Source organism: Mesorhizobium sp. LNHC221B00, assembly GCF_000502935.1.
In the GTDB taxonomy this organism is placed as follows: Bacteria; Pseudomonadota; Alphaproteobacteria; order Rhizobiales; family Rhizobiaceae; genus Mesorhizobium; species Mesorhizobium opportunistum.
In genome coordinates this window covers 167,207-186,535 of sequence record NZ_AYWR01000005.1, presented here as the reverse complement: position 1 = coordinate 186,535, position 19,329 = coordinate 167,207, and the positions used below count along the sequence as shown (strand labels likewise).

Annotated in this window: 20 protein-coding genes; 12 read left to right on the top strand and 8 right to left on the bottom strand. The window is 63.5% G+C overall.

Annotated features, from left to right (window positions below):
* Positions 1–31 precede the first annotated feature (31 nt).
* Positions 32–1,525, bottom strand: coding sequence for an NAD-dependent succinate-semialdehyde dehydrogenase (locus X741_RS157625; RefSeq protein ID WP_023777130.1), 1,494 nt, complete (start codon positions 1,523–1,525; stop codon positions 32–34).
* A gap of 128 nt (positions 1,526–1,653) precedes the next feature.
* Positions 1,654–2,145: an Lrp/AsnC family transcriptional regulator gene (locus tag X741_RS157630; protein WP_023764689.1), complete on the bottom strand. Its 492-nt coding sequence runs from the start codon at positions 2,143–2,145 to the stop codon at positions 1,654–1,656.
* Positions 2,146–2,228: 83 nt separating this feature from the next.
* Between X741_RS157630 and X741_RS157635 the strand changes: the two genes are divergently transcribed.
* From X741_RS157635 to X741_RS157690, 12 genes are all read left to right on the top strand, one after another.
* Positions 2,229–3,614: a PLP-dependent aminotransferase family protein gene (locus tag X741_RS157635; RefSeq protein ID WP_023764690.1), complete on the top strand. Its 1,386-nt coding sequence runs from the start codon at positions 2,229–2,231 to the stop codon at positions 3,612–3,614.
* A gap of 179 nt (positions 3,615–3,793) precedes the next feature.
* Entirely contained in the window at positions 3,794–4,585 is a 792-nt protein-coding gene (gene ehuA, locus X741_RS157640; RefSeq protein ID WP_023764691.1) for an ectoine/hydroxyectoine ABC transporter ATP-binding protein EhuA, read from the top strand.
* Between the two features lie 101 nt (positions 4,586–4,686).
* Entirely contained in the window at positions 4,687–5,538 is an 852-nt protein-coding gene (ehuB, locus tag X741_RS157645) for an ectoine/hydroxyectoine ABC transporter substrate-binding protein EhuB (protein WP_023777129.1), read from the top strand.
* A gap of 166 nt (positions 5,539–5,704) precedes the next feature.
* Positions 5,705–6,364: an ectoine/hydroxyectoine ABC transporter permease subunit EhuC gene (gene ehuC, locus X741_RS157650; protein WP_023777128.1), complete on the top strand. Its 660-nt coding sequence runs from the start codon at positions 5,705–5,707 to the stop codon at positions 6,362–6,364.
* A gap of 33 nt (positions 6,365–6,397) precedes the next feature.
* On the top strand, positions 6,398–7,057 hold the full coding sequence (ehuD, locus tag X741_RS157655) for an ectoine/hydroxyectoine ABC transporter permease subunit EhuD (protein WP_013896966.1): 660 nt from the start codon (positions 6,398–6,400) through the stop codon (positions 7,055–7,057).
* A gap of 3 nt (positions 7,058–7,060) precedes the next feature.
* Positions 7,061–7,840 (top strand): ectoine utilization protein EutA, encoded by a 780-nt coding sequence (eutA, locus tag X741_RS157660; protein WP_023777127.1) that lies wholly within the window; start codon positions 7,061–7,063, stop codon positions 7,838–7,840.
* Positions 7,841–7,845: 5 nt separating this feature from the next.
* Positions 7,846–8,832 (top strand): hydroxyectoine utilization dehydratase EutB, encoded by a 987-nt coding sequence (gene eutB, locus X741_RS157665; RefSeq protein ID WP_023777126.1) that lies wholly within the window; start codon positions 7,846–7,848, stop codon positions 8,830–8,832.
* Positions 8,829–9,821 carry an ectoine utilization protein EutC gene (gene eutC, locus X741_RS157670; RefSeq protein ID WP_023777125.1) on the top strand — a complete coding sequence of 331 codons (993 nt, stop codon included), beginning with the start codon at positions 8,829–8,831 and terminating at the stop codon, positions 9,819–9,821. The genes eutB and eutC overlap by 4 nt, the downstream gene beginning before the upstream one ends.
* A gap of 138 nt (positions 9,822–9,959) precedes the next feature.
* Entirely contained in the window at positions 9,960–11,138 is a 1,179-nt protein-coding gene (gene doeA, locus X741_RS157675) for an ectoine hydrolase DoeA (RefSeq protein WP_023777124.1), read from the top strand.
* A 5-nt stretch (positions 11,139–11,143) separates the two neighbouring features.
* Positions 11,144–12,145: a N(2)-acetyl-L-2,4-diaminobutanoate deacetylase DoeB gene (doeB, locus tag X741_RS157680; RefSeq protein ID WP_023777123.1), complete on the top strand. Its 1,002-nt coding sequence runs from the start codon at positions 11,144–11,146 to the stop codon at positions 12,143–12,145.
* A 287-nt stretch (positions 12,146–12,432) separates the two neighbouring features.
* Positions 12,433–13,551, top strand: coding sequence for an acyltransferase (locus X741_RS157685; protein WP_023777122.1), 1,119 nt, complete (start codon positions 12,433–12,435; stop codon positions 13,549–13,551).
* A gap of 127 nt (positions 13,552–13,678) precedes the next feature.
* Complete coding sequence (locus X741_RS157690; RefSeq protein WP_245272675.1) at positions 13,679–14,359, top strand: GntR family transcriptional regulator; 681 nt, start codon at positions 13,679–13,681, stop codon at positions 14,357–14,359.
* Positions 14,360–14,381: 22 nt separating this feature from the next.
* On the opposite strand, the gene X741_RS157695 is transcribed toward X741_RS157690, so the two are convergent.
* From X741_RS157695 to X741_RS157720, 6 genes are read right to left on the bottom strand one after another with little or no spacing between them, the layout of a single operon-like run.
* On the bottom strand, positions 14,382–14,834 hold the full coding sequence (locus tag X741_RS157695; RefSeq protein WP_023777120.1) for a MaoC/PaaZ C-terminal domain-containing protein: 453 nt from the start codon (positions 14,832–14,834) through the stop codon (positions 14,382–14,384).
* Positions 14,834–15,910 carry a Gfo/Idh/MocA family oxidoreductase gene (locus X741_RS157700; protein ID WP_023777119.1) on the bottom strand — a complete coding sequence of 359 codons (1,077 nt, stop codon included), beginning with the start codon at positions 15,908–15,910 and terminating at the stop codon, positions 14,834–14,836. Before X741_RS157700 ends, X741_RS157695 begins: the two co-directional genes overlap by 1 nt.
* Positions 15,903–16,232, bottom strand: coding sequence for an L-rhamnose mutarotase (locus X741_RS157705; protein ID WP_023777118.1), 330 nt, complete (start codon positions 16,230–16,232; stop codon positions 15,903–15,905). Before X741_RS157705 ends, X741_RS157700 begins: the two co-directional genes overlap by 8 nt.
* Before the next feature lie 10 nt (positions 16,233–16,242).
* Positions 16,243–17,355 carry a mandelate racemase/muconate lactonizing enzyme family protein gene (locus tag X741_RS157710; protein ID WP_023777117.1) on the bottom strand — a complete coding sequence of 371 codons (1,113 nt, stop codon included), beginning with the start codon at positions 17,353–17,355 and terminating at the stop codon, positions 16,243–16,245.
* A gap of 3 nt (positions 17,356–17,358) precedes the next feature.
* On the bottom strand, positions 17,359–18,456 hold the full coding sequence (ugpC, locus tag X741_RS157715; RefSeq protein WP_023777116.1) for a sn-glycerol-3-phosphate ABC transporter ATP-binding protein UgpC: 1,098 nt from the start codon (positions 18,454–18,456) through the stop codon (positions 17,359–17,361).
* A 4-nt stretch (positions 18,457–18,460) separates the two neighbouring features.
* On the bottom strand, positions 18,461–19,327 hold the full coding sequence (locus X741_RS157720; RefSeq protein ID WP_023764706.1) for a carbohydrate ABC transporter permease: 867 nt from the start codon (positions 19,325–19,327) through the stop codon (positions 18,461–18,463).
* Between the last annotated feature and the right edge of the window lie 2 nt (positions 19,328–19,329).

Below are 19,329 nucleotides of genomic sequence, written 5' to 3'. Positions count from 1 at the left end.
CAGGCCGGCATCACCTGAATATCGATACATCTTATGCAACGTCCAGGCAGAGATATTTCAGATCGGTGAAAGCTTCGAGCCCGTGGCGCGAGCCCTCGCGGCCGATGCCGGATTGCTTGACGCCGCCGAACGGGATTGGCGCGCCGGTAATCTTGACGCGGTTGACGGCAATCATGCCGTAGTCGAGCGCGCGGCCCATGCGCTGCTGGCGGGCGCCGTTCTCGGTCACGACATAGGCGACGAGGCCGTATTCGGTGGCATTGGCGCGGGCGATCACCTCGTCCTCGCTGTCGAAAGGTGTGACGGCGGCAACCGGGCCGAAGGTTTCCTCGCGCATGATCAGCGCCTCGTCGGGCACATCGGCCAGCAATGTCGGCTGGTAGAACAGCGGCCCGGCCCGATGGCGCTTGCCGCCGACAAGGCAGCGCGCGCCGTGGGCGATGGCATCGGCGACCTGCTCCTCGACCTTGGTGACGGCGCGCTCATGCATCAATGGCCCGATGTCGGTTTCCTGAATAAGGCCGTTGCCGGTCCGCAATGTTTCGATGCGCCTGGCGAAGGCGGCGCAGAAGCGATCATGGATCGGGCGCTGGACATAGATGCGGTTCGCGGCCAGGCAATCCTGGCCCGAAGTGGCGAATTTGGCGTCGATGGCGATGCTCACCGCCTTGTCCAGATTGGCATCGGCAAAGACGATCAGCGGCGCGTGGCCGCCAAGCTCCATCACCAGGCGCTTCATCGTCGGCGCACTCTGTGCGGCGATCAGCCTGCCGATCTCGGTCGAACCGGTGAAGCTCATGGCGCGAACGCGTGGATCCTCGCACATGCGGCCGACAATCGTCGCGGCCTTGCCGGTGATGATGTTGAAGACGCCGGCGGGCAGGCCGGCGCGCTCGCCGAGTTCCGACAGCGCCAGCGCCGACAGCGGCGTCTCCGAGGACGGATGCGCAACGATGGTGCAGCCGGCGGCAAGTGCTGCCGCCGCCTTGCGGGTCAGCATGGCCGACGGGAAATTCCACGGCGTGACGACGCCGACGACGCCAAGCGGTTCGCGCCGCACCATCATTTCCGCGTTCGGCAGGTGGCTGGTGACGCTTTCCGCGTTGAGGCGTTTTGCTTCCTCGGCATACCACTCGACGAAGGAGGCGGCATAGTCGATTTCACCAATCGACTCCCGCAGCGGCTTGCCCTGTTCCAGCGTCATCAGCAGGGCAAGATCGTCTTTCGCGGCGATGATCAGCTCGAACCATTTTCTTAAGATATTGGACCGCTCCTGCGGCAGCAGCGAACGCCAGGCGGGGAAGGCACGCGCGGCGGCATCGATTGCCTTTGTCGTTTGCTGCGCATCAAGCGCGGCGACAAACGCGACCGTCGCGCCGGTGGCCGGATCGGTGACTTCAAAGCTTTCAGCGGCTTCGCTCGCCGTCCAGTGCCCCTCGACATAGGCGAGCTCGCGCAGCAGCCGGCGGTCGGCGAGGCGATCAAGCGCTTCGTGGCGATGCGAGCGGGCGAAATGCGCGGACATGATCGAGGCCTCCCGGTTCGGACTATGCGGAAAGACTACCTGCCAGCGGGAGACAGAGAGGCTGTTTGCATGCCTTGAAGGAGAGAGAGTCTCTCTATTCTGCCGCCTTGGCAGACAATCTGTCCGGCCTATGACGACGCCGGCAGCAGGTCGGCCACGGGGAGAACGATTTCCTCCTTCACCGTCTTGGTGACGATGTAGGTGAAGTAGCGGTCGATGCCGATCTCGCGCTCCAGCAGGCCGTCGACCAGCCGCTGATAGGCATCGATGTCACGCGCCATGACCTTCACAACATAGTCGACGCCGCCGCCCACCGACCAGCAGGCGACGATCTCCGGTATGTCGCGGATGACGCGTTCGAAGCGATCGAAATCGGCTTGGCGATGGCTGGCCAGCGTCACCTCCATCAGCACGGTCGCGACGGGCGCCACGACACGCATGGCGATCCGGGCATGATAGCCCGAGACGATGCCCGCCTTCTCCAGCTTGCGCAGCCGCATCCAGCATGGCGTCGGCGACAGGCCGACCTGCTCGGCCAGGGCCAGCTTGGTGATGCGGCCGTCGCGCTGGATGGCGTCGAGGATTTTGAGATCGATCGCGTCGAGTTTCGCAGCAGTCATCACGGCCCACTTTTTCGTCGCCAGTACCATGACGGCGCATTATTTCGATTGTCAATTGCACTGATTTCGATCTCTAATAAGTCATGACATTGTGGCAACCCGATCCCGCGCTCATCCGGCGGCCGGCCTATCAGTCGCTGGCCGACCAGTTCGCGCGCGCCATTCATGACGGGCGCCTGGCCAATGGCTCCCGGCTGCCGACGCATCGCCGGCTGGCCGACGATCTCAAGCTCTCGGTGCAGACGGTCAGCCGCGCCTATGAGGAATTGATCCGGCGCGGCCTGATCTCGGGCGAGATCGGCCGTGGCAGTTTCGTCCAGACGCAGCGCCGAGAACCGGAGCCGCCCTATCTGCCCGAACGCCTCGGCGAGGTCATCGACCTCTCGATCCTGAAGCCGGTCTGCGAGCCGATGCATCTGGAACGGCTGAAGCAGGCGCTGGGATGGCTGGCCGAGAATCTGCCGTCGAGTTCGGCGCTGTCGTTCCGGCCCAACATGGTGTTTCCACGCCACCGTGCGGTGGCGGTCGAATGGCTGAAGCTATGCGGCCTCGATGTCTCGCCGCAGAACATCAGCCTGACCAATGGCGCCACCGCCGGCATGACCGTGGCGCTGATGAGCGTTGCGCCGCCGGGCTCGACGGTTGCCACGGAGGCGATCGGCCACCACACGCTGGTGCCGCTGGCGCGCTATCTCGGCTTCAACCTCGAAGGCCTGCCCATCGACGGCAATGGCCTGATTCCCGAAGCGCTGGACGAAGCCTGTCGGCTCTCCGACATCCGCGCGGTGTTCGTGCAGCCCTCGGTGATCAACCCGACGGCGACCCTGATGGACGCGCGGCGGCGAGAGGAGATCGCTGCGGTCGCCCGCAAGCACGACATCGCCATCATCGAGAATGATGTGCTGGGTCCGCTGGTCGAGGATCGGCCGCCGCCGGTCGCCGCTTTCGCCCCGGAACGCACGCTTTACGTCACCTCCTTCACCAAGATCACCGTGCCCGGCCTGCGCATCGGCTATCTCGCCGCGCCCGACCGCTATGTCGCCGCCGTTGCCAACCGGCATCTGGTGTCGAACTGGATGGCGACGCCGCTGGTGGCCGAGATCGCCACCAAATGGGTGACCGACGGCACGGCGATTGAGCTCGTCCGCTGGCAGCGTGCGGCGTTGCGGCGGCGGCTGGATATCGCGGCGGAGGTCTTGGCTGGGGTCGAATATCGTGCCCGGCATGACGGGCTGCACATCTGGCTGGAACTGCCGGCCGATCGGGCCGAGGAAAGCTTTGTCGCCCAGGCGCGGCTGCGAGGCGTCGCGATTGCGCCGGGTACATCCTTCCGCATTTCGGATGCGCCGTGGCATCCGGCGGTGCGTATCTCACTGGGTTCTACCACGGAAGGGGAACTGCGCGCCGGCCTCGGCGTTGTCACCAAGCTGTTGCTTGGCGATCCGGAGCATCTGCTGCTTGCAATCTGAGCACGTCGCCTAAAGAGGCGAGCCGTTTTGGGACGATGACGTGCACAAAAATCAGCCTCGACTGACCGGAAAACATGCGCAATCGGAATAATTGTCATGATATTATTTTCCTGATTGACATGATTTGGCGCGTTCCGCATCGTTAGGGGCACAGGCTTCTCCAACACGGGGAAATTCATTTGTCCGCATCCATACCCATCATCAAGGTCGATGCCATTTCGAAGAGCTTCGGCACCTTCAAGGTGCTGGACGGCCTGTCGATGCAGGTCATGCCGCGCGAGAAGCTGGCGCTGATCGGGCCTTCCGGCTCGGGCAAGACGACGATCCTGCGCATCCTGATGACCCTGGAACGCATCGACGGCGGCCACATCCAGATCGAGGGCGAACAACTCTACCACATGGAACGCAACGGTCAGCTGCTGCCCGCCGACGAACGGCATCTGACCCGGATGCGCCAGAAGATCGGCATGGTCTTCCAGCTCTTCAACCTGTTTCCGCACAAGAGCGTCATCGACAATGTGACGCTGGCGCCGATGCTGACCAAGGGCACGCCGCGCGCCGCCGCCGAGAAGCGGGCGATGGAACTGCTCGATATGGTCGGCATGGCCGACAAGGCCAAGGCCATGCCGGCGCAACTGTCCGGGGGCCAGAAGCAGCGTGTGGCGATCGCCCGCGCACTCGCTTTGCAGCCGAAGATCATGCTGTTCGACGAAGTGACGTCGGCGCTGGATCCGGAACTGGTCGAGGAGGTGCTCAACGTCCTGTGGCGGCTCTGCGCCGAGACCGACATGACGATGCTTCTGGTTACGCACGAAATGGGTTTCGCCCACGATTTCGCCGACCGGGTGCTGTTCTTCGATCGCGGCAGAATAGTCGAGGAGGGCAAGCCCGATGAGATTTTCCGCCATCCCAAACAGGAGCGCACGCAAGGCTTCCTGAAGAAGATCATCGCGGCCGGACATCGCGTCTGACCGTTATGCCCGGGACTGTGAAGCCGTCCCGAAATCAACCAGAAACCGGCGGCGCTGCTGCCGCAGCCAAACCAAGAAAACGAAACAAGGAGTTGGGAACAATGAAGAAACTTGGCATTCTGGCCGGCGTCGCCGGCCTTGCGCTGACCGCGGTGCTGGCGGCCTCGACCGCGGGTTCGGCCGACGACAGCAAGCTCGAGCAGCTCAAGTCGCAGGGCTTCGCCCGTGTCGCCATCGCCAATGAGCCGCCCTATACGGCCGTCGCCGCCGATGGCAAGGTTTCGGGTGCCGCGCCCGACGTGGCGCGCGAGATCTTCAAGCGTCTCGGCGTTGGCGACATCGTCGCCTCGATCTCGGAATATGGCGCCATGATCCCCGGCCTGCAGGCCGGCCGCTTCGATGTCGTCACCGCTGGTCTGTTCATGAAGCCGGAGCGCTGCGCCGCGGTCGCCTATTCCGAGCCGGTGCTGTGCGACGCCGAAGCGATGCTGGTGAAGAAAGGCAATCCGAAAGGCTTCAAGAGCTACGAAGACGTCGCCAAGGACACGTCCGCAACGATCGGCGCTCCCGGTGGCGGCACCGAAGAGAAGCTGGCGCTCAACGCCGGCGTTCCGCGCGAACGCGTCATTGTCGTCCCGGATGGCCAGAGCGGCCTGAAGATGGTGCAGGACGGCCGCATCGACGCCTATTCGCTGCCGGTTCTGTCGATCAACGACCTGATGAAGAAAGCCAACGATCCTAGCCTCGAAGTCATCGCGCCGGTGCAGGGTGCTCCGGTCTATTGCGATGGCGCCGCCTTCAAGAAGGGTGACGAGGCGCTGCGCGATGCCTTCGACGTCGAGCTCGCCAAGATGAAGAAGTCGGGCGAATTCGCCAAGATCATCGAGCCCTATGGCTTCTCGGCCGCGGCCGCGATGTCGACGACACGCGACAAGCTCTGCGCGGCGAAGTAGGGCGCACTTTTTCCTTCTCCCCGTCCACGGGGAGAAGGTGGCCTGAAGTGACGGATGAGGGGCGGCGCCATGCCTTCGTAAGTTCGCGCTGCCCCTCATCTGCCTGCCGGCATCTTCTCCCCGTGAAACAGGGAGAAGGAAGCTAACCGCTAACGTTGGAACCCTAATGACCCAGTGGTCCGGCTATTTCGGCCTGATATTGCAGGGAGCGCTTGTCACCATCGAGCTGACGCTGATGGGGTCGGTGCTTGCCCTGGTCATGGCCTTTCTTGCCGGCCTTGGGCGGCTGTCACGCTTCTTTGCGCTGCGCGCACTGGCCACCGCCTATATCGAATTCTTTCGCGGCACCTCGATCTTCGTGCAGTTGTTCTTCGCTTATTTCGTGCTGCCGCTGGTGGGTTTCGAACTGACCCCGCTGCAGGCGGGCGTGCTGGCGCTCGGCCTGAATGTCGGCGCCTATGCCGCCGAAGTTGTGCGCGGCGCCGTACAGTCGATCGGCCGCGAACAGCATGAGGCCTGCATCGCGCTCAATCTCGGCCGCTGGCAAGGCTTGCGCCACGTTATCCTGCCCCAGGCATTTCTGGTGATGCTGCCGACCTTCGGCAACAACGCCATCGAACTGCTCAAGGCCACATCGGTCGTCTCGCTGATCTCGCTTGCCGACCTGACCTTCCAGGCGCAGGTGGTGCGCGCCCAGACCGGCAACACGATGGTGCCCTTCACCACCATCCTGATCATCTATTTCATCCTGGCGCTGCTCATCTCTTTGGGCGTGCGCTCGCTGGAGCGCCGCATGGCGCGCGGCCTCGACGGAGTGCGCGTCTGATGGCCGGGGTTCGCTGATGGCCGGGGTTTTCTGATGGAATGGGATTGGGATTTTGTCCGGCAGATCCTGCCGACGCTGATCCAGGGGGTGAAGATCACCATCCTTGCGACGCTGCTCGGCTCGGTGCTGGCGGCGATCGTCGGGCTCGGCATCGCGCTGGCGCGCCGCTCGCCCAACAAGGCATTGTCCCGCACCGTCGGTTGGGCGGCCGAATTCATCCGCGGCACGCCGCTTCTCGTGCAACTCTACTTCATCTTCTACGTGCTGCCTGACATCGGCATCCTGCTGCCGCCGCTCGTCGCCGGTGTCATCGGGCTCGGGCTGCACTACGGCACCTACACGGCCGAGGTCTACCGCGCCGGCATCGACAATGTGCCGCGTGGCCAGTGGGAGGCCGCCAAGGCGTGCAATCTCAGCGGCAGGCAGACCTGGAGCCATATCATCATTCCGCAGGCCATCCCGCCGATGATCCCGGCACTGGCCAACTATTTCATCGCCATGTTCAAGGAAACGCCTCTCCTGTCGGCGATCACCGTGCTGGAACTGATGAACCAGGCGAAAAGCGTCGCCAACACCTACTATCGCTATATCGAGCCGATCACGCTGGTTGGCGCTTTCTTCCTCGCCATCAGTCTTTGCTCGGTTATCCTGCTGCGCTGGCTGGAACGTCGCTACGGCAAGATCGAGAGATAATTGATGAAGCCCTTACCCGAGATCAAGGTCGCGCCCAACCGGCCGACGCTTGAAGACCGCCCGATGGCGCGCCGCGTCGGTCTCATCATCCTGGCCACGGATCACACCAGTGAGCCGGATTTTCGCCGCATGGTGGCGAGCGAGCGCATCGGAGTCTATGTCGCGCGCATTCCCTACGCCAATCCGACAACGCCGGAGAACCTGCGCAAGATGCAGCCGGCGCTGACGGCGGGCGCGGCATTGATCCTGCCCGACGAGCCGCTCGACGCCATCTGCTATTCCTGCACCTCAGCCTCGGTGGTGATCGGTGATGCCGAGATCGAGGTGGCGATCCAGGCCGCCAAGCCCGGCGTTCCCATCGTCACGCCGCCGATGGCTGGCGTGCGCGGGCTGCACGCGTTCGGCGCGCGCCGGATCAGTATCCTCACGCCCTACACGGTCGAAACCTCCAGGCCCATGGCGGCTTATTTCGCCGCCCGTGGCTTCGAGATCGCCAGCTTCACCTGTCTCGGCTTCGAGGACGATCGTGAGATGGCCCGTATCCCCCCGGCAGCGCTTGTCGAGCTCGCGCGCGAAGCAACGCACGCGCGGGCGGACGCACTGTTCGTCTCCTGCACGGCGCTGCGCGGTGCGCTCGCGGTCACCGGCATGGAACAGGCGATCGGCCGCCCAGTGGTGACCAGCAACCAGGCGAGTGCCTGGAACTGCCTGCGCCTTTGCGGTGATGAGACAGCCCATCCCGAATTCGGCCGTCTGATGACGCTGCCCTTGCCCCGCGATTGACGATCATGGCGACAGTCACTCTCGCAGATATCCGTGCCGCGCGTGAGCGCATTGCCGGCAAGGTCGAGCGCACGGCGACCGTGCGTTCGCCGGGTCTCTCCGAACAACTGGGTGTGCCGGTTCACCTCAAGCTCGAGCACCGCCAGATCACCGGCAGCTTCAAGCTGCGCGGCGCTTCGAATGCCATCGCTTCGCTAAGTGCCGCGGAGAAAGCGCGCGGCGTCGTCGCGGCCTCGACCGGCAATCACGGCCGCGCGCTGGCACATGCCGCGAAGCTCGAAGGCATGCGTGCGGTGATCTGCATGTCACGGCTGGTGCCCGGCAACAAGCTCCACGAAATCCGCCGGCTTGGCGCGGAGGTCCGCATTATCGGCAACAGCCAGGACGACGCCCAGCAGGAGGTCGAGCGGCTGGTGGCGCAAGAGGGACTGGTCATGCTTCCGCCCTTCGACCATCCCGCGATCATCGCCGGGCAAGGCACGCTGGGGCTGGAGATGATCGACCAGGTTCCGGATGCCGCTCTCGTCCTCGTACAGCTCTCCGGTGGCGGCCTGGCCTCGGGCATCGCCGCGGCCGTCAAGGGAGTCAGCCCAGGTACGAAAGTGATCGGTGTTTCGATGGCACGCGGCGCGGCGATGAAGGCGAGCCTGGATGCCGGTCGGCCGGTGCCGGTGGAGGAATTGCCGACGCTGGCGGATTCGCTCGGCGGCGGCATCGGCCTCGACAACCGGCTGACCTTCGCCATGTGCCGCGACCTGCTGGACGATGTGATCTTGCTTGGCGAAGACGAAATCGCCGAGGGCATCCGCCATGCCTATGCGCGGGAGCGTGAGATCGTCGAAGGCGCCGGCGCGGTCGGTATCGCTGCTCTGCTCGCCGGCAAGGTCAAGCCGAACGGGCCGGTGCTTGTTCTGCTTTCCGGCCGCAACATCGACATGGACACGCACCGCAAGATCATCTGCGGTGACGCAATGGTGGAGCGCGCCGCATGAGCCGCATGACGATCCTCACCGAGAAAGAACTGCGCCAGATCGTGATGCTGGATCTCGACGCCGTCGCCTGCGTCGAGAATGCTTTTCGCGCGCTCGCCACCTTGCCGGTGGCGATGCCGCCGATCCTACGCCTCGACATCCCCGAGCATCGCGGCGAGGTCGACGTGAAGACCGCCTATGTGCCCGGCATTGACGGCTTCGCCATCAAGATCAGCCCCGGTTTCTTCGACAATCCGAAGCTCGGCCTGCCCTCCGTCAACGGCATGATGGTGCTGCTGTCGGCCAGGACCGGTCTGGTCGAAGCGCTACTGCTCGACAATGGCTATCTCACCGATGTCCGCACGGCAGCCGCCGGCGCGGTCGCGGCCAAGCATCTGTCGCGTCCCGATGCATCTGTCGCCGCGATCTTCGGCGCCGGCGTGCAAGCCGGACTGCAACTCGAAGCGCTCAAGCTCGTGCGGCCGATCACCGAGGCGCGCATCTGGGCGCGCGATGCCGCCAAGGCAGTGGCGACCGCGGCCGCCTTGAGTGAGAAACTCGGCATTGTCGTTCGTGCCGAACCCGACCCGGCCGAGGCCGCTGCCGGCGCCGACATCATCGTCACCACCACGCCCTCGACCGAGCCGTTGATCAAGGCGGGCTTCCTTTCCGCCGGCCAGCACATCACCGCCATGGGTTCGGACGCCGAGCACAAGAACGAGATCGCACCGGCGATCCTGCGCATGGCCGATCTCTATGTCGCCGACAGCGCGCGCCAGACACGGCGGCTTGGCGAGCTCCACCATGCCATCGCGGCGGGCGTGATGGCCGCCGATGCCGAGGTGACCGAGCTTGGCCAGATCATCGCAGGCGCAATGCACGGCCGTCGCTCAGCCAGCGACATCACCATTGCCGACCTGACCGGCACCGGCGTGCAGGACACGGCGATCGCCACGCTCGCCCGCGACCGGGCGCGGGCGGCCAAATCCGGCACCATTTTCGAAAGCTGATGCTGGCCGCAGGAGCATGGATCCGGAAAAGCGGAAGCCGGTTCTCCGAGAAGATCGTGCTCGAACAAAAAGTTACCTGGAGCCGGATTCAACGACGTTGAAACAGGCTCCAGGCCCAACAAACGAGGATCAAGAACAATGCAACCAAACCTGAAATTCTCGCGCGGCGAATTTGCGGAACGCCTCGCCAAGACCCGGAAAGCCATGGAGGCAAAGGGCGTCGATCTCTTGATCGTCAGTGACCCGTCCAACATGGCCTGGCTGACCGGCTACGACGGCTGGTCTTTCTATGTGCATCAGGCGGTCATCGTGCCGCCATCTGGCGAGCCGGTCTGGTATGGCCGCGGCCAGGATGCCAATGGCGCCAAGCGCACCGCCTATCTCGCCCATGACAACATCGTCGGCTATGCCGACCACTACGTGCAGTCGACCGAGCGGCACCCGATGGATTTCATGTCCGGAGTGCTTGCCGATCGCGGCTGGGGCAAGCTCACCATCGGCGTCGAGATGGACAATTACTGGTTCTCCGCCGCCGCCTTTGCCGCGCTGCAGAAGCATCTGCCCAATGCCCGCTTCGTCGACGCCACCGCCCTGGTCAACTGGCAGCGCGCGGTGAAAAGCCCGACCGAAATCGACTATATGCGCAAGGCCGCCCGCATTGTCGAAGCCATGCACCACCGCATTGTCGACAAGATAGAAGTCGGCATGCGCAAATGCGATCTCGTCGCCGAGATCTATGATGCCGGCACGCGCGGTGTCGACGGTATTGGCGGCGACTACCCGGCCATCGTACCGCTGCTGCCGTCGGGCGCCGACGCCTCGGCGCCGCATCTGACCTGGGACGACCAGCCGATGAAGCGGGGCGAGGGCACCTTCTTCGAGATCGCCGGCTGCTACAACCGCTATCACTGCCCGTTGTCGCGCACCGTCTTCCTCGGCAAGCCGACGCAGGAATTCCTCGATGCCGAGAAGGCGACGCTGGAAGGTATGGAAGCCGGCCTCGCTGCCGCCAAGCCCGGCAATGCCTGCGAGGACATCGCCAATGCCTTCTTCGCCGTCCTGAAGAAATACGGCATCGTCAAAGATAATCGCACCGGCTACTCGATCGGTCTTTCCTATCCGCCGGACTGGGGCGAACGCACCATGAGCCTGCGCCCTGGCGACCGCACCGAGCTCAAGCCCGGCATGACCTTCCATTTCATGACCGGCCTCTGGCTTGAAACGATGGGACTGGAGATCACCGAATCCATCCTGATCACCGAAACCGGTGTAGAGTGCCTGGCCAATGTGCCGCGCAAGCTGGTGGTGAAGGATTGAAACCGATGTCCAGTCTTCGCCCTTCTCCGATCGCGCCGACCGTCGATTTCGATCGCGACGGCGTCCAGCATGGCTTTCTGCGCCTGCCCTACAGCCGCGACGATTCGGCCTGGGGTTCGGTGATGATCCCGATCTGCGTCATCCGCCACGGCAAGGGACCGACGGCCCTGCTGACCGGAGGCAACCATGGCGACGAATATGAGGGTCCGCTGGCGCTGTACGATCTCGCCAGGACGCTCGACCCGAAAACCGTCAGCGGCACGGTGATCATCGTGCCGGCGATGAATTACCCGGCCTTTCGCGCCGGCACGCGCACCTCGCCGATCGACAAGGGCAACATGAACCGCAGCTTTCCCGGCCGGCCGGACGGCACGGTGACCGAGAAGATCGCCGACTATTTTCAACGGGAGCTGCTTCCTCGCGCGGACATCGTCTTCGACTTTCATTCCGGCGGCAAGACGCTCGATTTCGTGCCATTTTGCGCCGCGCACACTCTGCCCGACAAGGCGCTGGAGCAGAAAGCTTTCGACGCGGTGGCCGCGTTTTCCGCCCCCTTCTCGATGCGCATGATCGAGATCGATGCCGTCGGCATGTACGACACAGCGGCCGAGGAGATGGGCAAGGTCTTCGTCAGCACCGAGCTTGGCGGCGGCGGCACCTCGCGCGCACAAACCGTGGGCATCGCGCGACGCGGCGTCCTCAATGTGCTGCGTCACGCCGGCATTGTCGATGGTGCGGTCGAGAAGAGCCAGACACAGTGGTTGGACATGCCCTCGGGCGATTGCTTCTCCTTCGCCGAGGACGACGGCATGGTCGAAACCATGGTCGATCTCGGCGAGCCGGTGGAGAAGGGGGCCGTGCTGGCCCGCATCCATCCCGTCGGCCGCACCGGTGTCGCCCCGCAGGAGATCAGGGCGAAGATGTCCGGCATGCTGGCGGCGCGGCATTTTCCCGGGCTTGTCAAGGCCGGCGACTGTGCCGCCGTCGTGGCCGTGCGGGTCGATTGAGCAAAGCGATTGTGCTCAGACAACATGTAGACCGCGACGGTCCGCACATTGCGGGAAGCCCCGGCTGAAGAGCCGTCGTACATCGACGATTTCGGTCGGCGGCTGCTCGGTCGCCGATCCGCGTCGGGGTAAATTTCCCCAAAAAGTAAGAAGTCTAAATTAACGGGAGGCTGGCAAAATAGGAGTCGTGGGCGAGGTATACTTGCTGCGGTGCCGTTGCTGGCTCAGGTACAGGCAAGGCAATGCGGCGACGATCGTCCAGGGCGCAGGGCGGTTGGTCTGAATCAATGAAGTCTTCGACTGGAGAACATTATCCGGCGCTGGACCATATTCGCGGTCTGGCGGCTTTTCTGGTCTTCACCTGGCATTTTCTTCACCAGTCTCCCGATGGGCCGGTCCCCTATGGCTTTGTGCCGGCTCTGCCAATCTTCAGCCTTCTGGATGAAGGGATCACCGGCGTTTCACTGTTCATGGCGCTCTCCGGCTACCTGTTCGCCAAGCTTCTTGATGGAAAACAGGTCAGCTACCTGCCCTTCTTTGCCAACCGGGCGCTGAGGCTGCTTCCGCTTCTGCTGGCCGTAATAGCCATCGAGGCTTGCCGCAGGGATCTCGCAGGTCAGCCTCTGGGCGAGTACTTCACCGATGTCGGAAAAGGGTTGATTTTTCCCACCCTTCCGAATGGCGGCTGGTCGATAACCGTGGAAGCCCACTTCTACATTTTGCTGCCGTTCCTGCTGATGGCGTCCAGGCGGTTTCCGTTCGCGCCCTTGCTGTTCATCGCGGGAGCGATTTTGCTGAGGTGGGCGCTCTATGTGCACATCGGCGAGGTGCAGTCGGCGGCAGCCTGGACCATCATAGGCCACGTGGACCAGTTTTTGGCCGGCATTCTTGCTTTTCAACTCCGTGCCTATGCGAAGGATCGGCACTGGCTGGCGCTAGCCGTTCTCGTCGCATTCTCGGTCTTCTTCTGGTGGTTCGATGCCGCCGGCGGATTTTATCAGTTGGAGCATTATCCGTCGCCGCATCCGATATGGATCATCCTGCCGACCCTGGAGGCCGCGGCCTATGCTTTCGGCATCGCCTACTACGACACCAGCTTTTCGAGGAATCGCACAAGCCTGCCGTTCAAGATCCTTGAGAAGGCCGGAGCCTACAGCTATTCGATCTATCTCCTGCATCTGTTCTTCGTCATGCAACTGGCGGCGTTCATAAATACGAACGTCATGAACATAAGCAATTTCTATGTTGCCTGCCTCTGGTCCGGCCTGTGCTTCATGGCGACGATTCCGATCGGCTATCTCAGCTACACCTGCATCGAAGCGCCGTTCCTGCGCATGCGTATGCGGTATACGGAGCCGGCAAGCGCTGTACCGACCCCGGCCAGTGGGCGACCCGCCGCGGTATAGGCGCGCGCCACGATGCCGCTTCCGAAGCCACCGTGAAGCCAGGCTAGCTATCCTGTACACGAGGATACTTATATCCGCAAAAGCGGTTTTCCATTAGGCTGGATATCGGATGAAGCGGGAGCATCGTTTGCGCGGATTTGTGGAAGGCCTGATCGAGAGACCGCAAACGGTGGCGGAGCAGGTCGCCAATGTCCTGCGCGAAGCCATAGCCAGCGGATCCCTGAAGGCAGGCACCGCACTGCGCCAGGACGATCTGGCCGAACGGTTCGGGTTCAGTCGCATGCCGATCCGTGATGCCCTTCGCCAGTTGGAGGCCGAGGGCATCGTGTCCATTCACCCGACCAAGGGCGCACATGTCGCCCGAATGGACAGTGCCGAAATCACAGAGATCTACGCGGTGCGCGAATTGCTCGAATGCGAGGCGCTCCAGCTCGCTGTTCCCGTCCTGTCGGGCGACAAGCTCGATGAGGCCGGGCAAGCACTCGACCAGATCGATGCAGAGCGCAATGTCGGCAGATGGGGGGCGCTCAACCGGACGTTTCACCTGGCTCTCTACGATGCCTGCGGCAACCGGCGTTTGCTCGGCCTGATCGAAGCGCACCACAATGCGGCCGATCGCTATGTCCGCATCCTGTTGTCGAACCTCGACTATCGCACCCGCTCGCAGGCAGAACACCGCGACCTGCTGGCCGCCTGCAGGCAGCGCGACGGCAACAAGGCCGTGAGCATTCTGAGCCAGCATCTTCGCGAAGGCAGCGAAACGCTCGTCAACGCGATAGAGGGCGGCGGTATGTCGCGAAAGTCCTAGCGCATAGGAAGCGGCTTGGGTTTCAGCCCCGTGCCGGCTTGCGTTCGACGATGTAGATATGGTCGGCGGCCAGCACCACTTCATCGCGCTGGTTGATGACTTCGCAGCGCTCGATCACCCGTCCTGAGCCCGGCCTCTTTGGGTCGTTCTCTTTGGCAGCGATGGTGGTGCGCGTGCGGATCGTGTCGCCGATGAACACCGGCTTGATGAAGCGCAGGCGGTCATAGCCATAGGAAAAAGCGACCGGATTGATGACGGTTGCCGTCAGCCCGATGCCGACCGAGAACACCAGCGTGCCATGCGCGATGCGCTGGCCGAACGGCGTCGTCTTCATGAACTCGGCATCCATGTGGTGCGGAAAGAAATCGCCTGTATGCCCGGCATGGACGATGAAGTCGGTCTCGGTGATGGTGCGGCCGCTGGTGATACGCGAGGCGCCGATCTGGTAGTCCTCGAAATACTGGATCTGTTCCATCAGGGTCTTTCCGCGATCGGCGTTGCCGGCGCTGCGCTCGAACGATAGGCCGCTTCGACCAGCGCCATGGTGTTCCAGGCGTCCTCGACCGAGCTGACCAATTCGTCGTCTTCGCCTGCGGCAAAACGCTGGACATTGGCCATGCGCCCGACGAAGGCGTCGGGGAACCACTCGCCGGCGAGCGGCACCGCGACCCAGTCCGTTCCGCCCCTGGGGTAAATCTCCAGAACGTCCGGCTCGCCCCGGGGATAATCGAGGTTGAGACCGAGCTTGAGATAGGCCGCACCCTCGGTGCCGCAGATGCGGAATTCGCAGGCCTGGTGCCGGCGGCCGAATTTGTGATCGTGGTTGATCGACAGCGCACAGCGCACCGTATCGCCATAGTCGAGAATGGCGCTGGTGCGCGTCTGCGCCACCTTATGGTTGGGGTGGCCGAGCGTCTTGGCGTGGACACCTCTGGGGTCGCCGAGCACTTGCCGGATCAGGTCGAGATAGTGGATCGAATGCATGGCGATCTCGACGCGCGGCGCCTTGAGCAGGAACTCCCAAAGCTCCCACGGCGTCGCCAGCGCCAGCCAGGCATCGAAATCGACGATCTCGCCGAGCCAGCCCTTGGCGATGGCATCCTTCAGTGCCAGCATCATGGGCGCGAAGCGGAGCTGGAAATTCACCGCCGCCTTGAGCTTCTTGGCGCGGCAGATTTCGAGAATTTCGGTTGCCTCGCCGAGATAGTTGCCCATCGGCTTCTGGATCAATGCGACCGCGCCGTCGGGCAGAGCCTTCAGGATCTCGGCGTGCCGACCCGGCGGCGTCGCCAGATCGAAAACCGCGCCCTTGACGGCTGCGGCTTCTTCCACCGAGCGGAATGCGGTCACATCCCATTTCTCGGCCAGGGCCCGCGCTTTGTCCTGGTCCGGATCGTAGAGGCCGGCGACTGGAAAGCCGGCCTTCCTGTAGGCCGGGAAATGTGCGTCGCCGACGATCGATCCCGCGCCGAAGGTGACGATCGGCCAAGGCTTCGACGGCTTTGGCCAGGACTGGACGAGCGAGGCAGGGTCGAAACCGCCTTCAGCCATGATGGAAGACCTCGTCCATGGAAGCCCACCATTCGCCTTCCTTGCGGGTTGTGAGCGGCTCCTGGCATGGCATGCAGACGGACCACCATTCCTGTGTCTTCGGATCGGCGGCCATCCTGGCCATGTCGGCGGCATAGTCGGTGCCGTGGTATTCGAAGTAAGAAAACAGCAGGTTCTCCGGCCGCTTCAGGTAGATCGAATAATTCTTGATGTTGCAGGCAGAGATCATGGCCAGCACATCGGGCCAGACGGCGGCATGGAGGCGGACATACTCCACGACCTTTTCCGGCTTCAGTCCCAGAACCATCCCCATCCGCTGCATATCAGTTCCCCTATTTGGTGATCGCCGTGGTGAATTCGGCGATGCTCATGGCCTTGACCGCGTCCCAGTCCCAATCGATGCCGATGCCGGGCTCGTCGGGTGCCAGCGCATGCCCATCCTCGATGCGCATACGCTTGCCGGTCAATTCATCGAGCTGCGGAATGTACTCGACATATCGGCCGTTCTGAACAGCGCAGGTCAGGCTGACATGCAATTCCATCAGGAAATGCGGGCACACCGGAATGTCGAAGGCTTCCGCCGCATGGGCAATCTTGAGCCAGGGCGTGATGCCGCCGATGCGGCCGACATCGACCTGCACGATCGAGCAGGCGCCTTTTTGCATGTATTCGCGAAAATGCCGGATCGAATAGAGCGACTCACCGATAGCGATCGGCGTCGGCGTCGAGTTCGACAGCCGCACATGGCCGTCGATATCGTCGGCCGGCAGCGGCTCCTCGATCCAGGCAAGGTCGAGGTCGCGCAGCCTTGCCGCGCGCCGGATTGCCTCGTCGACCGAGAACCCCTGATTGGCGTCGGTCATGATCTCGTAGCCGTCGCCAACCGCCTTGCGCACCGCCGACAGGCGGGCAAGATCCTCCGACCCGTGCGGCCTGCCGATCTTCACCTTCGAGCCTCGAAATCCCCTGGCCTTGGCGGCGAGTGCGTCGTCGACCAGCGCCTGCGTCTCGATGTGCAGCCAGCCGCCCTCGGTCGTGTAGAGCGGGCAGCGGTCCTTGGCACCGCCAGCCAGCTTCCACAGCGGCAGGTTCTGTTTCTTCGCCCTGAGGTCCCACAGCGCGGTGTCGATCGCCGCAATGGCGATGGCGGTGATCGCACCGATCGTGGTGGCGTGCGTGGCGAATTCGAGATCGTGCCAGATCGCCTCGATCATGTCGGGGTCGCGGCCGATCAGCCGTGGCGCCAGATGGTCCGAGAGAAGCCGCATCACTGAGGAGCCGCCGGTGCCGATCGTGTAGCTGTAACCAGTGCCGACCGCGCCGTCGGAATCGGTGATGGTGACGATCGGCGTTTCCTGGCTGACGAAACTCTGGATCGCGTCCGTGCGTTTGACCTTGGGCACAAGGTCCACCATCCGCAGCTCTATCTTTTCGATTCTAGCCATCGGTCAGCTCCGCAATGTCTTTCCGGTCTCGGTGGCAAACAGATGCGCCTGCGACATGTCGAGGCTCATGGCCACTCGCTCGCCCGGCTTGAGTGGTCGCGGATTCAGCATGCGCGACACCCAGTCCGCGCCGTTGAACTCGACGAACACCAGCGTCTCGTTGCCGAGCGGCTCGGTGACCGTGATTGGCAATTCGATCTGGTGCACGTCGGCCGCACTGCCGGAGCTGATACCATGTCCCGTCGGATAGATGTCATCGGGCCGCAGTCCGAACACGACCTTGTCGCCGGTGGCGACATTGGCCTTGAACTGGCCGGGCAGCGGCAGCTTCTCGCCGCTGGAAAAAACCATCTGGCCGTCGTCGATCGTCGCCTCGTGCAGGTTCATTGGCGGCGAACCGATGAACCCGGCGACGAAGCGCGTCGCCGGCCGCCGGAAAACCTCGTCAGGCGTGCCGACCTGTTCGATATGACCGTCGCGCATGATGACGATGCGGTCGGCAAGCGTCATCGCCTCGACCTGGTCATGGGTGACGTAGATCACCGTCGACTGTACCTTGGCATGCAGCTTCTTGATCTCGGTGCGCATCTGCGTCCGGAGCTTGGCGTCTAGATTGGAAAGCGGCTCGTCGAACAGGAATACGTCGGGATCGCGCACGATGGCGCGGCCCATCGCGACGCGCTGGCGCTGGCCGCCGGAGAGCTGCGACGGCCGGCGGTCGAGCAGCGTGTCGAGGCCGAGGATCGCCGAGGCCTCGGCGACGCGGCGGTCCATGTCTTCCTTGGCGGCACCCGCGATTTTCAGCGAGAAGCCGAGGTTCTCGCGCACGGTCATGTGCGGGTAGAGCGCGTAGGACTGGAACACCATCGAGATGTTGCGCGAGCGCGGCGGCAAATCGTTGACGACGCGCCCGCCGATCTCGATCGAGCCGGCGCTGATCTCTTCGAGCCCGGCGATCATACGCAATGTCGTCGACTTGCCGCAGCCGGAGGGGCCGACCAGGGCGATGAATTCACGGTCGGCGATATCGAGATCGATGCCATGCACGATCCCGACATTGCCGTAGCGCTTGGTCAACTTGCTGAGGGAAACCGTTGCCATGGGATCAGCCTTTTACCGCGCCGGAGGTCAGGCCGCCGACAAGGTGTTTCTGGACGATATAGGTGAGGGTGAGCGCCGGGATGATCATCACCACGGCGAGCGCGCACATGCCGCGCCAGTCGATGGTGAACTCGGCCGTGTAGTCGAGCAGGCCGACCGGCAGCGTCTTGGCGCTGACCGAGCGGGTCAATTGCGAGGCCAGCGCGAATTCGTTCCAGCAGGTCAGGAAGGCGAAGATCGCGGCCGAAGCGATGCCCGGCCCAGCAAGCGGGAACTCGACCTGCCAGAACGCCTGCCAGCGCGTGCAGCCGTCGATCTGCGCGGCTTCCGCGAGGTCCTTGGGCACCTGGCGGAAGAAGCCATCGATCAGCCAGATCGTGAACGGCACGTTGAGCGCGACATAGGCAAGGATCAGCCCGAAATGCGTGTCGATGATGCCGAGCCGCACATAGAGGAAGAACAGCGGCAGCGACAGCGCGATGCCCGGCACGGTGCGCGTCAGCATCAGGCCGAGGAAGACGCTCGATTTGCCGCGGAAACGATAGCGCGCGAAGGCGTAGCCACCGGCCATGCCGATGGCCACCGCGATCACCGTCGAGGTCACCGAGATGATCAGCGAGTTGCGGAAATATTCGATGACCGGGATGCCGCCCTTGCCGATGCCCGAGAACATCGAGACATAGGCGTCGAACGAAATCTCCTGCGGGATCCACACTGGCGGCTTGGCCATGATCTCGACGGTCGGCCGCAGCGACGACAGCACGATCCACAGGCCGGGCAGGCAGATGGTCAGCATCGCCAGGAAGAGGCCGATGCGGTAGACGACGCCGGTGAGCCGGCGCTTCAGGCGGGCGGAAGAATTCTCGTCCATTC